We start from the raw sequence: 13737 nt of genomic DNA on the forward strand, positions 1-13737 counted from the left end.
GCTGGCCCCCGCGGTCAGCGAGCTGGCGGCCGCCGGGGACCCGGTCGCGGCCGGGCTGGCCGAGGAGGCGGCCCGGCTCCTGCTGCACTCCCTCGAGACGGTCACGCCCGAGGACGCCGGGGCGCCCGCCGTGGTGCTCGCCGGGTCGGTGCTGCTGTCGCCCGGGCCGGTCGCCGCGCGGGTCCGGGACGGCATCGTGCGACGTTTCGGTAACGACCCGTACGAAGCACGTGACGGCGCCGCCGGGGCCGCCTGGTTGGCGATCTTGCAGGTCGGGGCCGGTGCCGGGGACCCCGCGGCGCACTCCCGGCTCACCGCCGACGGGGGTCGTTGAACTCGGTCACGCTGGAAACCTTCATGCTCATCCGGCCCGCTCCTGCCAGGCGGCGGCCGAGACCTCGGCGACGAGCCGGCAGGCGGCCCCGTCGTCATCGGCGTCCGACGTGGTGCAGACGGCGACGACGTATGGCGGGGCGTCCTGCGGGTACACGATCCCCGCGCTGTGCCGCACGCCGGTCATCCAGCCGTTCTTGTGCGCGACCCGGACCCCGGCGGGCAGGCCGGCGGCGAGGTCGACCCGCCACTCCTGGGCGGCGAGCAGGTCGAGCATCTCGGCGGTGGCGACCGGGCCGGCCAGGGCGCCGTCGTAGAGGGCGGCGAAGAGCACGGCGAGGTCGGCCGCGGTGACGACGTTGTCGAGGCCGGCGTCGCGGGCGGCGTAGTCCTCGATGCCGCGGGCGGTGACGCTGCGCGTGGCCCCGGCCACCCGCCACACCTCGGCCACGACCGCCTTACCGACCCGGGCGAGCAGCAGGTTGGTGGCGAGGTTGCTGGAGCGCACGATCATCCGGCGGGCCAGCCAGCGCACCGGGGCGGTGCCGCCGAGGCGGTCCCAGACCTCGTGCTCGTCGTCGTACTCGCGGTCGTTGGCGTAGCGCAGCTCGCCGTCGCCGGCCGCGGAGAGGAAGTCGTTGCGTACCGGCAGCCTGGCGTCGAGGTCGACCACGCCGGCCTCGGCGGCACGGTAGAGCGCCGCGAGCACGGCGACCTTCATCGTGCTCGCGGCGGCGTGCGGCGCGTCGGGCAGCCTGGCGTACCACGGCGGCGCCCCGGGCCGGCCGGCCCACACCGAGACGGTGCCCGGCGCCGCGTCGAGCGCGGCGCCGAGCTGTTCCCACCGGGTCATGGCGTTACGTAGGCGTTCACAAAGGACACATCGCCGAAGATACTGTCAATGCAGAAGCTGCCGCAGCCCGCCTCGACGGCCCGCTGCGACCATCCGCTCCATGGAGTGGCCACACGTGCCCCGGGCCTTGCCGCGGGCCGGTACGATCGCGCCGTGCTGGGAAGGCCGCGCTCGCTGGCGCTGGGGCTGCGGCTGGTGGTCGCGGCCCTGCTCACCGCGCTCTGCGTCGGCGGCCTGGTCCGGCTCTACTCCCCCACCCTCGGCCCGGGCGGTGCGGCCGAGCGGCAGCTGGCGTTCATCCGGCAGCAGCTGGAGGCCGGCGCCGGGGACGACGCGCAGGGGCTGTTCCCCGAGGGGTACTTCTTCCTGCACGAGCTGTACGCGCTGGCCTGGGTCGACGTCGGCCGCCACCGCGCCGACCGCGCGGAGGCGCTGCGCAACGCCCGCTGGGCACTGTCCAGGCTGGACGGCCCGCAGGGGACGGCACCCTTCACCGCGTCGCTCTCCCCGCGGTACGGCATCTTCTACGCCGGCTGGACCAACTGGCTGCGCGGCGGGATCCTGAGCCTGCAACCGGCCGGGGAGCGCGACCCGGGCGAGGTCGAGCGGTTCGAGCGGGACTCGCGGGCGATCGCCGCCGCGTTCGACGGGTCGCCGACGCCGTTCCTGACCGCGTACCCGCAGCAGTCGTGGCCGGTCGACTCGACCGTGGCGATCGCCTCGCTGCGGCTGCACGACGCGCTGCTGCCGGCCGCGTACGGGTCCACCGTGCAGCACTGGGTCGCGGCGGCGCGGGAGCGGCTCGACCCGGCGACCGGGCTGCTGCCGCACGTGACCGACCCGGTGACCGGCGCGCCGCTGCAGGGGGCGCGGGGCAGCTCGCAGAGCGTCATCCAGCGGTTCCTGGTGGACGTCGACCCGGGGTTCGCGCGCGAGCAGTACCTCAAGTTCCGCGCCCAGTTCGTGGTGCGGCCGCTGTGGCTCGGGCCGGCCGTCCGCGAGTATCCACAGGGGACGGACGGGCCCGGCGACGTGGACAGCGGGCCGCTGCCGCTGGGCGTCTCGCTCTCGGCCACCGTGGTGACGATCGGCGCGGCCCGGGTGCAACGCGACGACGCCCTTGCGGGCGCGCTGTCCAGCTACGGCGAGCTGGCCGGGGTGCCGGTCGACACGCTGCGCACGAAACGGTACGCCCTCGGGCAGCTGCCGATCGGTGACGCCTTCCTCGTCTGGGCGCGCACCGCCGAGCCGTGGGTGGCCGGCGGGGTCGCTCCTGCGGCGGCCACCATCGGGCCACTGTGGAAGCTCCCGTTGACCTTCCTGCTGCTCTTCGGGGGCAACTGGCCGCTGCTCGTCGCCTGGCTCGTGATCCGGCGCCAGGCCCAGCGGCGCGAGCAGGCCGGCGACGGCCCGGGCGTAGGCGGCGTGGCCGACCCCGTCGTCCCAGAGCGTCTGTAGCACCGGGCCTTCGAGCGCGGCCGCGGCCGGCGGTCAGACCGTGGCCGCGACCCACGGCGGCGAGGTGTCCCCGGCGACGGCGCCGCCGAGCCCCGGCAACCGGCGGCAGACGGGTCGGCGGCGGTCCACGTTCTGCAACCCCGGCGTACGGCAGAATGGCGGCATGGATGATCAGCGGCACTGCCGCCTGCGCGTGCACGGCGACGACCTCGACCTGGCCGGACCGCCCGCGGCCCTGCGCGCCCTGGCCGCCACCCTGCGCGGGGCGGGCCCCGAGGTGCAGATCGCGATCCGCAACGGCGCCGTGGTCCAGCAGCGCGCCGCGGGCCCCTTGGCGATCTCGCTGCACGGCGCCCCGACGCTGCACCTGAGCGGCGGCGACGAGGACCTGGCCGCCGTATGGGCCGCCCTGGAGACGGTGGCGGCCGAGACCGAGGCCGGGGCGGTCGCCGACCCGCACCGCCACGTGGGCAGCCTGGTCGTCACCGGCGAGCGCGCGGACCCCCTCGCCGACCTGAGCCTGTAGGCGGGCGCGGTCAGCCGACCAGCGCCAGCTGCTCCCCCACGGCGTTGAGCAGGTCGCTGCCGGTGAAGGGCTTCTCCAGCAGGTGCACCCCGGGATCGAGGATGCCGTTGCTGGTGAGGACGGGCTGGGCATAGCCCGACATGAACAGCACGCGGGTGGCGGGGCGGGTGTGCAGGAGGCGCTCGGCGAGGACGCGGCCCAGCATGCCGGGCATGACGACGTCGGTGAGGAGCAGGTCGATCGGCCCGCCGTGCTCCGCGGCCAGATGCAGGGCGGCGAGGCCGTCGGCCGCGGCGAGGACCGTGTAGCCGCCGCGGCGCAGGATGCGGGTGGTGACCTCGCGCAGGGCGGGCTCGTCCTCGGCCACGAGCACCGTCTGGCCGCGGCCCGGCGGGTGGGCGACGCGGGTGGGGTCGGCGGGCCGGGGGGCGGCGTCGCTGGCCGGCAGCAGGATCGTGATGGTGGTGCCGACGCCGGGCTCGGAGTAGATGTACACCGTGCCGCCGGCCTGCACGACGATGCCGTAGACGGTGGCCAGGCCCAGGCCCGTGCCCTCGCCGCTGGGCTTGGTGGTGAAGAACGGCTCGAAGGCCTGGTCGATGACCTCGCGGGGCATGCCGGTGCCGGTGTCGGAGACGCGGATGCGCACGTACAGGCCGGGGACCAGGCCCTCGCGGGTGGCGACGTGCTCCTCGCCGACGTCGACGAGGCCGGTGTCGATGGCGAGGCGGCCGCCGCCGGGCATCGCGTCGCGGGCGTTCACGGCCAGGTTGACCAGGACCTGCTCGAGCTGGCCGGGGTCGGCGACGACCGAGGGGAGCGGCTCGGCGAGGTCGGTGGCGAGGTCGATGTGCTCGCCGATCGAGCGGGTCAGCATCTGCTGGACCTCGTCGATGACCCGGTTGACATCGAGGGGCTTGGGGCGGATCACCTCGCGGCGGGCGAAGGCGAGCAGTTGGTGGGTCAGCTCGCTGCCGCGCCGGCCGGCCCGCAGGATCTGCTCGGCGTCCAGGGCCATCGGGGTGTCGGCGCCGTCCTCGACGATGAACTCGGCGTAGTTGAGGATGACGGCGAGCAGGTTGTTGAAGTCGTGGGCGACGCCGCCGGCCAGCTGGCCGAGGCTCTCCAGGCGCTGGGTGCGCTGCTGGCGGACCTCGTCCTTCTGCCGCTCCGCCTCCTCGCGCAGGCGTTGCTGCTCGGCCTGGGCGGCCAGCCGCTCGGTCATGTCCCGCACGCTGGCCAGGGTGATCAGGCCGTCGTCGGTGCGCAGGCTGTTCAGCGTGATCTCGACCGGGACGGTGTCGTCGTCGCGACGCCGGGCGACGGTCCCCTCGGGGAAGCCGGGCAGGAGGCGGGTGACCGGGATGTCGGTGATGTCGAAGCGCGGGATGCCGAAGAGGCGCTCCGCGGAGGCGTTGACCAGCACCACCCGGCCGCGCTCGTCGATGCCGAGCAGCGGGTCGGGGGCGGCGTCGAGGACGGCCTGCATCTGGGCCTCGGCCCGCTCGCGCTCGCTGACGTCGCGGGTGATGGAGGTGACGCCGACGGTCCGCCCGTCCGCGCCGGTCAGCGGGGAGATGAGCATGGAGACGGTGAAGTCGGTGCCGTCGCGGCGGCGGCGGGTGGTGCGGTACCGGTCGACCCGGCCGCCGGCGCCGACGACGGCGCGGATCTCGGCCTCATCGGGCCGCCGGTCGGGCGGGATGATGATGTCCTTGGGGCGGCCGACCATCTCCCCGGCGGCGTAGCCGTAGAGGCGCTCGGCGCCCGGGTTCCAGCTCAGCACCAGGCCGTCGAGGTCGGTGGTGACGATCGCGTCGTGCGAGGACTGCACGATCGAGGCCAGCAGCGACTGGGCCGGGTCGAAGCCCTCGGCGCCGGTGTCGCGGATGGTGGCGTACAGGAACAGGCCCTCGGCCTCGATGACCGACAGCGTGATGTCGGCGAGGAACTGGCTGCCGTCGCGGCGGACCATGTTCAGCGGCTGGCCGGCCCGGCGCACGGGGTGCTCGCCGGCGAGGTACGCGCGCAGGCGCGGCACCACCGGCTGGATCTCCGGCGGCACGAGGTCCTCGATCGAGCGGCCGACCAGGTCCTCCCGGTCGAACAGGGCCCGGGCGGCGGCGTTGGCCAGCACGACCTGGCCGTCCTCGGCGCACACGACCAGGGGGTCCGGCCCCACCTCGAAGAGGCTCTCGGCCAGCCGCGCCCTCCACTGCACTCACTAAGGGTAGAACTATGATTACCGACAGTTTCGATCTTCCGGAATTTAGGGAACACCAGTCCCATGAGCGTCGACCCGAACCGCCCGAGCGCGGCCCGCATCTACGACCGCTACCTCGGCGGGACGCACAACTTCGCGGTCGACCGCGCCGTGGCGCAGCGGGCCGTCGACCTGGTGCCCGGCATCGCGGGCATCGCCCGGGCCAACCGGGAGTTCCTGCACCGGGCCGTGCGCTACGCCCTGGGCCACGGGGTGCGGCAGTTCCTCGACATCGGCTCCGGCATCCCCACCGAGGGCAACGTGCACGAGATCGCCCGCGCGCAGGACCCACAGGCCCGCGTGGTGTACGTCGACATCGACCCCACCGCCGTGGTGCACGCCCGGCAGATCCTCGGCGCCGACCCGCGCACCGCCGTCGTCCAGGCCGACCTGCACCAGGCCGGTGCGATCCTCGCCGACCCGCAGGTGACGGCGCTGCTCGACTTCGACCGCCCGATCTGCCTGCTGTTGATCGCGATCCTGCACTTCGTGCCGGACACGCCGGAGCTGCGCGCCGCACTGCGCGTCTACCACGACGCGCTCGCCCCCGGCAGCCTCCTGGCCGTCTCGCACGCCACCGCCAGCACCCGCCCCGAGGCGATGGCCCGGCTGGCCGACCTGTACACCCGCACGGGCACGGCGATGGTGATCCGCGACGCCGGCGAGCTGCTGAGCCTGCTCGACGGCTGGGACCTGGTCGAGCCGGGCCTGGTCTTCGGCCCGCTGTGGCGGCCGGACCCGGGCGACCCGCCGGTCGAGGACCCGGCCACCTTCGCCACCCTGGCCGCCGTCGGGGAGCGGCGTGGGGGCTGAGCTCGAACAGCACCGGACCGCCCTGCTCGGGTCCCGGGGCAGCCGGTGCTGTTCTGACACAACGCAGCGGCCCGCGTTGTGGCGAACGCGGGCCGCTGCGGCGAAAGGGAAGAGATGTCTTGGGGTTACGGGGCCTCGCCCAGGGTCACCGTGACCGTCTGCGGGGCGCCGTTGCGGTTCACCGTGACCGGGACCCGGTCGCCGGCCTTGGCGGCCTGGACGGCGTTGATCAGCGACGTGGCGTCGGTGACGGTGGCGGAGCCGAACTTGGTCACCGTGTCGCCGGTGCGCAGGCCGGCCTTGTCGGCGGGGCCGCTGCTGACGACGCCGCCGATCAGGGCGCCGTTGTCGCCGTCGGTGAGCTGGACGCCGAGGTACGGGTGGCTGACCTTGCCGCCCTTGGCCAGCTGGTCGGCGGCGGAGCGGGCGCGGTTGGCGGAGATGGCGAAGCCCAGGCCGATGTTGCCGGACTCGCCGCCCTGGCTGCTGCCGGCGGTGGCGATCGCGGTGTTGATGCCGACCACCTCGCCCTTGAGGTTGACCAGGGCGCCGCCCGAGTTGCCGGGGTTGATGGCGGCGTCGGTCTGGATGGCGTCGGCGATCGACTTGCCGCCCTGCTCGCCCGCGATGGTGCGGTGCAGGGCGCTCACGATGCCGGCGGTGACCGAGCCCTGCAGGCCCAGCGGGCTGCCCACGGCCAGGACCGTGTCGCCGACGCGCAGGGCGTCGCTGTCGCCGAACTTGGCCGGGGTCAGGCCGGAGACGCCCTGGACCTTGATGACCGCAATGTCGCCGGCCGGGTCGGTGCCGACGATGGTGGCGGGGGCGGTCTTGCCGGAGCTGAACGTGACGGTGAGCTTCTGGGCGCCCTGGACCACGTGGTTGTTGGTGACGATCTGGCCGTCGGCGGTCATGATCACGCCGGAGCCCTCGGCCTCACCGGTGCTGATGTCCACGACGCTGGGCAGGACGGCCTCGGCGACGCCGCCGACCGAGGAGCGGTCGAGGTTCGGGGCCGGGTTGCGGGTGACCACGTTCGGGGCGGCGGCCGGTTTGTCGTCGGCGAGCTGGGTGGCGACCAGGCCGCCGCCGAGGGCCGAGCCGGCCGCGAGGACCACCGCGCAGACCGCGATCAGGGCGGCCCGGCCGGCGCGGCCCGGGGGCTTGGGCTGGCCGCCGTAGCCGGGCTGCGGGTAGCCGGGGTGGCCCGGGGGCGGCGGGTATCCGGGGACGCCGAACTGGGCCGTGTTCCCGGCGTGTCCCCATCCCCCGCCCGGGGGCGGCACCGGGGTCGTGCCGAACGGTGCGGCCTGGGTGGCGACCCCGCCGAGCTGCTGGGTGGCGGCGTCGCCGTAGGGCCCGTACCCGTTGGCACCGGGCCGGCTCCAAGGCGACCCGGGCGCGGGAACACCCGAGGCCGGAACCCCGGACGCGGGAATGCCGGACGCGGGGTATGCCGGCTGCCCGGGCAGCGGGCCGCCCGGCGGCGCGTAGACGGGCACCGGAGCCGGCGGAGCCGAGGCGGGCACGGCCGGCAAGGCAGCCGCGGCGTGGGCGGAATCAGGCGGCGGCCAGGACGCCTGGGGCGGCGCGTAGACGGGCACCGGAGCCGGAGGGGCCGAGGCGGGCACGGCCGGCGAGGCAGCCGCGGCGGGCACGGAAGCAGGCGGCGGCCAGGACGCCTGGGGCGGCGGGCCGGCGGGCGGCGCGTAGACGGGCACCGGAGCCGGAGGAGCCGAGGCGGGCGCGGCCGGCAAAGGGGACGCGGCGTTGACGGAAGCTGGGGGCGGCCAGGACGCCGAGGGTGGCGGGCCGGCGGGCTCCGCCGTCGGCGCGGAACCGGTGCTCTCGGTGGGCTGCGAGTCGCCCTCGTGGCGGTCCTGGTCACTCATGATGTCCAGATTGCACACCCGAGCTTCCGCCAAACTGGATTCTCCCTGGGAGTAAGCCGAGAGCCGCAATCCGGTCAGCCGGGGCGCGACCCACCCGAACGGGTCGCGCCCCGGACGGATCGGTCAGGGGGTCCAGTCCGGCCGCAGCGGGTAGGAGGACACCCCGTCCCTGGTGGTCTTGGTGCCCAGGACCTGGTGCAGCTGGATCTCGTTGCGCTCGAAGGCGAGCCGTGACCCGGCCATGTACAGCCCCCAGACCCGCGCCGTGCCCAGCCCGACCTCGGCCACGGACTCGTCCCAGTTCGCCACCAGGTTGCGGTTCCAGCCGGCCAGCGTCAGGGCGTAGTGCAGCCGCAGGTTCTCGTCGTGCTGCACCTCGAAGGCGGCGTCGTGCACGGCGCTGACGAGGCGGCCCGGCGCGGCCAGCTCGCCGTCGGGGAAGACGTAGCGGTCGATGAACGCGCCCGGCTTGTGCGAGGCCCGGCTGTCGGAGCGGGTGATGCAGTGGTTGAGCAGGCGCCCGCCGGGCTTGAGGCGGTCGCGCAGCGCCCCGAAGTACCGCGGATAGTTCTTGACCCCGATGTGCTCGGTGAGGCCGATGGAGCTGACCGCGTCGAAGTGCTCGAGGGGCGCGTCGCGGTAGTCCAGGTAGCGCACCTCGGCGAGGTGGCCGAGGCCCTCCCGCTCGATCGCGGCCTGGGCCCAGGCGGCCTGCTCCTTGGACAGGGTGACACCGAGGGCGCGCACGCCGTACTCGCGGGCGGCGTGGCGGACCATGCCGCCCCAGCCGCAGCCGACGTCGAGCAGCCGCTGGCCGGCCTTGAGCGCGAGCTTGCCGGCGACCAGGTCGTACTTGTTGGCCTGGGCCTGCTCCAGGGTGTCGGTCTCGGCGCCGAACACCGCGCAGGTGTACGTCATCGACGGGCCGAGGATCAGCTCGTAGAAGCGGTTGGAGACGTCGTAGTGGTGGTGGATCGCCTCGGCGTCGCGGCCGCGGGCGTGGCGCAGGCCGAGGCCGGCGATGCTGCGCCGCCAGGCCGGGGTGGCCTCCTGCGGCGGGGGCGGCGGCGGGCGCAGCCGCTCCCAGCCGAGGCCGCGCACCAGCCGCAGGGCCTCCTGCGCGGACGGCAGGCGCAGCTGCAGGCCGGTGGCGAGCTGCCTGAGCGCCTCGTACGGGTCGCCCGGGTGCACGCCGTTGACCTGCAGGTCGCCGGAGACGTAGGCGCGGGCCAGGCCGAGGTCGCCGGGGGCGGTGAGCACGTAGGACAGGCCACGCTCGGTGGCGACGTGCAGGCCGACGGCGGCGTCCTCGGGGCCAACGGCGCTGCCGTCGTAGGCGGTGATGCGGACCGTCGGCTCGTGCGCGGTGACGGCCTTGACGATGTCGGCGACGGACGGCACGGGCGGCCGGCGGCGGGGCTGGCCGGGTACGGACCCGCGGGTGCTGCTCGGACGGTAGGTACTGGTCATCTGCGCCCCACAACCTTGTCGTAGAGGTCGGTCAGTCGGTGATCGGGGTCGTAGCGGTCCTTGGCGGCGCGGTACGCGAGGCCGCCGTAGAGCCGGTCGAAGGTCTCCCGGTCGTAGTAGGCGTCGGAGTAAAGCGACTTGTGCCCGCCGAGCTCGAACACCTTGGCCTCGATGGCCCGGTTGACATCGCCGTCGGCGGCGCCGGGCACGACCGGCACGGTGCCCCAGAAGCCGACGTTGACGTAGGCGTGGCCGGCCCGCATCGGGTACAGCGGCCACTCCCGCTCGCGCAGCCGCAGCGGGCAGAGCCAGATCGGCGCCATCGGCACCTCGGCGGCGAACCAGCGCAGGAATTCGGCGGTGCGTTCCAGCGGCAGCTCGACGTCCTGGACGACCCGCTCGCGGTCGGGGAGGCCGCGCCACCGCTCGACGCGGGCGGCGACGCCGTGGCGGTTCTCGAAGCGCACGATGCGGTGGTACACGTCGGAGCGGCGGTAGCGGCGGGGCCACAGCCGGCGCACGGCGGGGACCTGGGCGCCGAAGGCGGCGGAGCACCAGAACCAGTCGGTGTCCCAGCGCCACAGGTAGTCGTAGGCGGACAGCCGGTCGGCGGCCTTGGCCCGCAGCGACTGGTAGTAGATGTCCTGGCCGGTGTAGTCGCTGGTCGGGCCGGGCTCGTCGGTGAACGTGCCGAGCACCAGGTAGGACTCGCCGGGGCGGAACACGACCCCGTCCATGGTGTCGACCGGCCTGCCGTCGTAGGTGCCCTCGGCCATCACCTTGCCGACGACGGCGAGCAGGTCCTCGACGTCGTCGAAGCGCAGGTTGACGGTGGCAACCGCGGCGGCGATCGGCATGAGCTCGATGCGCAGCCGGGTGGCGTACCCGAGGCTGCCCAGCGAGTTGGGGAAGATCGCGAACAGCTCGTCGCCGGGGCGGGCCGTGACGAGCTCACCGGCGCCGGTGAGGATGTCCATCTCGAGCACCGACTCGTGCGGCAGCCCGTGGCGGAACGAGGTGGCCTCGATGCCCAGGCCGGTCACCGCCCCGCCGAGCGTGATGGTGCGCAGCTGCGGCACGACCAGCGGCATCAGCCCGTGCGGCAGGGTGGCGTCGACGAGGTCCTCGTACGTGCACACCCCCTGCACCTCGGCGGTGCGCCCGGCGGGGTCGACCTCGATCACCCCGCCGAGCCCGCTCACGTCCAGGCCGCGCTGAATCTCGGCGCGGGGGCGGAACAGGTTCGAGGTCTTCTTGGCCAGCCGGACCGGGTCGCCGGGCGGGATCGCGGCGTACGAGGCCCGGAGGGTGTCGACGGCCCGGCGGTGCGCGGCCCAGCCGACGGGTTCACTACGTCCCACTCGATCACCTCCGTGGCGGACCGGCCCGCAACTGGAGGCCCCCGCCTCAGCCAAACTTGCACATATGGCAAGATCAGCCAACGGCTGGTGACTGAACTCACGCTCCGGGTGACGCCGGGGGTGAGCGAGTGTCGGCCGCGGGGTGAGGCACCCTCCTCCCCCGGCCGGCTCGGGACGTTTGTCAGTACCGGACGATCAGCGCGATCCGGCCGTCGGAGGCCAGGCTGTCGTCGCCGACGAAGGTGACGTCGCCGCCCTGGCGGGCCACCCACTCGACGATGTCGTCGACCGCGTCGTCGAGCAGCACCCCGGCCGTCTCGGTGTGCGGCTCCTGGTTCGGCGGGTGCAGGTGGTCCTCGTGGACCCAGGCCGGGCTGTGGTAGCCCTCCTCGACCACCAGGTGCGCGCCGCGGCCCTGGTGCGCCAGGGACCACACCTCCGGCAGACCGGCGGCGAAGCGGTTGGCGCCCCGGGCGGCGTCGAGGGCCTCCAGGGCGGCGACCTGCTCCATCGCCGTGTACGCGGCGAGGCGCGGGGCCAGCAGCTGGTACACCTCATGGGCGCCGGCGTGGTCGTAGTTGCCGGTCACCGTGCCGGCGAACGGGCGCTGCCACGCCTCGGCGAAGTGCGACAGGTACCGCTCGACGCCGAGGACGAAGACCGGGCGGCTGTCCAGGTTGTCGATGGCGCCGAGGGCGGTGGCGATGTCCCGGAAGAACTGCCGGTGCCGCTCCCGCTCGTGCTTGCTCGGCTCCTGGCCATAGTCGCGCGGCAGGCCGAGCAGCCCGCCGGGGCCCTCGTGGGTGAACGGGAAGCCGTGCGAGGTGACCTCGACGAGGTCGGGGCCGTCGCCGCTCCACAGCCGGGTCGGCTGCTCGGACAGCACGAGGGCCCAGTAGCGGTGCCGGCGGGCCGCGTCGGCGACGACGTCGCGGACCTCGTACGTGTCGGCGATGACCACGCGCTCCTGGACCGGCGACTCCAGCATGCGCACGTGCACCTGCCCGGGCGAGGCGAACAGGGCCAGCCCCTCGCCGGCGTGGCGCAGGTCGACGCGGTCGGCCGCCGCGGCGATCTCGTCGTACACCTCGGCGGCGACCTCGCGCGGGACCGTCTCGTCCAGCTCCAGCCGGCGCCGGGCCTCCGACAGGAGGTTGCGCAGGCGGATCGGGTCCTGCTGGTTGTCCGGGGCGGTGCGGTGGGTCGGCATGAGCAGCGAGACCGCCGGGTATCCGCTGGGGGTCAGCTTGGCCAGATCCTCTACCGTCATGCGCCCAACCGTGCCGCGCAAGGGTCCTCGGCGAGGCCGCCCGACGAGGATGACTCCGCCCGCGTCACCGCGGTGGCGCGGCCGCCGGCAGCGACAGGTACAGGTTGCGCATCGCCAGCAGCGACGAACGCACCTCCTGCAGCAGTTCGGTCGTGGACAATGGGCGCCCCCACTCCAGCAGCGACGCCTCGTCCATGCTGATCGTCTCGATCCCGCAGCCGTACCGGTGGCCCAGCAGCCGGATCGCGTCGCAGTGCTGGTGCAGCACGTACGGCGCGTTGGTGACCAGCAGCACCCGATCGGTGCGGGCCGGCGGCTGGACCGTCTGCGCCCACCCGGTCAGCGTGTCCGCGGTGTTGGCCCGCCGCCCCGGCCGGCTCGACGCGGCGGCGAGGACGTGCACGGCCTCGAGCCCGGGCCGCGGCGCCGCCCACGTGCGGTGCCACCAGTCCTCGCCGGCCCGCAGCGCGGTCGGCTCGGCCGGCAGGTCCAGGAACCGGCGCAGCCCGGCGAGCATCATGTCGGCCTCGGTCTCGACCGGGTCGAGGCCGAGCCGCAGCGCCTCGCGGTGCTCCCGGTCGTCGCGCCACCGCAGGCTGCCCAGGCCGGTCACGGTCCGCGCGGCGACGGCCCCGCCGAGCAGCCGGGCCGTGTAGTCGCTGCGGCCGAGCGCGACCCTGATCCCGCCGCCGAGGACGAGCACGTGGTCGTACGCGGCCAGCGACGGCACCGCGCTGCCGTCGACGCCGAGGTCGGCGATGAGCTCGCGGAGCCGGGCGTCGAGGGCGGGCGCGTAGTGGACGCGCTCGGTGTCGAACCGCTCCCGCACGCCGGCCCGGAAGTCCCAGGCCGCGGAGAACTCGGCCACGTGGTCGAGCACGGCGGCGACCGTCCCGCCCGGCACCGTCCCGCCGAAGTACCCGGCGAGCTCCGCCAGGGCCGGCGACGTCACCCACCCCCCGATGGACGCGGCGATCGCATCGGCGTCCGGCCCGCCGGGCTCACACGAAGGGAGCGCGAAGGTCAAAACCCCAAAACCTTTCAAGCTTCATGGCTCAGGTCCGCGTCAGTTGCAGACCGTTGCTCCCGTCAGCGCCTGGTCTGGGTCGATCAGAGCGAAGCCTCATCGAGCCAGACTGGGCGTCGCTTACCGTCCGCGGTGGGTTGATCAGACGGCGCCGTGCTGGGACAGCACCGTACCAGTCCGCACGGTGGCGAGGCCGCGCCGACGCTTCGCACGGCCACCCTACTCGCGCAGGGCGTCGGCCAGCCGCCGGATGCCCTCGTCGAGCCGGTCCGGCGGCGCGGCCGCGAAGGTCAGGCGCAGGTGCGGGGCGTCGGGCTCGGCGGCGTACCAGGGGCGGCCCGGAAACACCACGACCTGGCGCGCCGCGGCCGCCACCGTCACCGCCGCGTCGTCTCGGCGATCTTCGCCAGGGCGTCCGGCATCGTCGGCACTTCTATGCGCAGCCGCCCGAGCAGCCCGCCACTCTCACCC

11 protein-coding genes and 1 pseudogene are annotated in these 13737 nt (G+C 74.5%); 4 read left to right on the forward strand and 8 right to left on the reverse strand.

The window, feature by feature from the left end:
* A pseudogene (locus tag AB0M46_RS49300) lies at positions 1 to 334 on the forward strand (ATPase); the annotation flags it as partial.
* Positions 335 to 361: 27 nt separating this feature from the next.
* Here the strand turns inward: AB0M46_RS49300 and AB0M46_RS49305 are convergent.
* Complete coding sequence (locus AB0M46_RS49305; protein ID WP_363348315.1) at positions 362 to 1186, reverse strand: serine hydrolase; 825 nt, start codon at positions 1184 to 1186, stop codon at positions 362 to 364.
* 153 nt (positions 1187 to 1339) lie between these two features.
* Between AB0M46_RS49305 and AB0M46_RS49310 the strand changes: the two genes are divergently transcribed.
* Together AB0M46_RS49310 and AB0M46_RS49315 are read left to right on the forward strand one after the other, a co-directional pair.
* Positions 1340 to 2644 (forward strand): hypothetical protein, encoded by a 1305-nt coding sequence (locus tag AB0M46_RS49310; RefSeq protein WP_363348317.1) that lies wholly within the window; start codon positions 1340 to 1342, stop codon positions 2642 to 2644.
* 163 nt (positions 2645 to 2807) lie between these two features.
* Positions 2808 to 3170, forward strand: coding sequence for a hypothetical protein (locus AB0M46_RS49315; protein ID WP_363348319.1), 363 nt, complete (start codon positions 2808 to 2810; stop codon positions 3168 to 3170).
* Positions 3171 to 3180: 10 nt separating this feature from the next.
* On the opposite strand, the gene AB0M46_RS49320 is transcribed toward AB0M46_RS49315, so the two are convergent.
* Complete coding sequence (locus tag AB0M46_RS49320; RefSeq protein ID WP_363348321.1) at positions 3181 to 5391, reverse strand: PAS domain S-box protein; 2211 nt, start codon at positions 5389 to 5391, stop codon at positions 3181 to 3183.
* A gap of 66 nt (positions 5392 to 5457) precedes the next feature.
* On the opposite strand from AB0M46_RS49320, the gene AB0M46_RS49325 reads away from it, so the two are divergent.
* The gene (locus AB0M46_RS49325; protein WP_363348323.1) at positions 5458 to 6246 is read left to right on the forward strand and encodes an SAM-dependent methyltransferase; all 789 of its coding nucleotides are present in this window, start codon (positions 5458 to 5460) and stop codon (positions 6244 to 6246) included.
* Positions 6247 to 6371: 125 nt separating this feature from the next.
* Here the strand turns inward: AB0M46_RS49325 and AB0M46_RS49330 are convergent, their stop codons facing one another.
* The 6 genes from AB0M46_RS49330 to AB0M46_RS49355 form a co-directional block, all read right to left on the reverse strand.
* Positions 6372 to 7775, reverse strand: coding sequence for a trypsin-like peptidase domain-containing protein (locus AB0M46_RS49330; protein WP_363348325.1), 1404 nt, complete (start codon positions 7773 to 7775; stop codon positions 6372 to 6374).
* A gap of 486 nt (positions 7776 to 8261) precedes the next feature.
* A complete protein-coding gene (locus tag AB0M46_RS49335; RefSeq protein ID WP_363348327.1) occupies positions 8262 to 9608 on the reverse strand; it encodes a class I SAM-dependent methyltransferase in 1347 nt (448 codons plus the stop codon).
* A complete protein-coding gene (locus AB0M46_RS49340) occupies positions 9605 to 10969 on the reverse strand; it encodes an FAD-binding oxidoreductase (RefSeq protein ID WP_363348329.1) in 1365 nt (454 codons plus the stop codon). Before AB0M46_RS49340 ends, AB0M46_RS49335 begins: the two co-directional genes overlap by 4 nt.
* 181 nt (positions 10970 to 11150) lie before the next feature.
* Positions 11151 to 12239: a hypothetical protein gene (locus tag AB0M46_RS49345; RefSeq protein WP_363348331.1), complete on the reverse strand. Its 1089-nt coding sequence runs from the start codon at positions 12237 to 12239 to the stop codon at positions 11151 to 11153.
* A 64-nt stretch (positions 12240 to 12303) separates the two neighbouring features.
* Positions 12304 to 13266, reverse strand: coding sequence for a hypothetical protein (locus AB0M46_RS49350; RefSeq protein ID WP_363348333.1), 963 nt, complete (start codon positions 13264 to 13266; stop codon positions 12304 to 12306).
* Between the two features lie 219 nt (positions 13267 to 13485).
* A complete protein-coding gene (locus AB0M46_RS49355) occupies positions 13486 to 13647 on the reverse strand; it encodes a hypothetical protein (protein ID WP_363348335.1) in 162 nt (53 codons plus the stop codon).
* Positions 13648 to 13737 lie beyond the last annotated feature (90 nt).

It is taken from the genome of Dactylosporangium sp. NPDC051485 (assembly GCF_040682015.1).
GTDB lineage: Bacteria > Actinomycetota > Actinomycetes > Mycobacteriales > Micromonosporaceae > Dactylosporangium.

Excerpts from the sequence above, each read along its gene's own strand:
- AB0M46_RS49335 (WP_363348327.1), bottom strand. The coding sequence starts at position 9,608 with ATGACCAGTACCTACCGTCCGAGCAGCACCCGCGGGTCCGTACCCGGC.
- AB0M46_RS49315 (WP_363348319.1), top strand. The coding sequence starts at position 2,808 with ATGGATGATCAGCGGCACTGCCGCCTGCGCGTGCACGGCGACGACCTC.
- AB0M46_RS49345 (WP_363348331.1), bottom strand. The coding sequence starts at position 12,239 with ATGACGGTAGAGGATCTGGCCAAGCTGACCCCCAGCGGATACCCGGCG.
- AB0M46_RS49325 (WP_363348323.1), top strand. The coding sequence starts at position 5,458 with ATGAGCGTCGACCCGAACCGCCCGAGCGCGGCCCGCATCTACGACCGC.
- AB0M46_RS49305 (WP_363348315.1), bottom strand. The coding sequence starts at position 1,186 with ATGACCCGGTGGGAACAGCTCGGCGCCGCGCTCGACGCGGCGCCGGGC.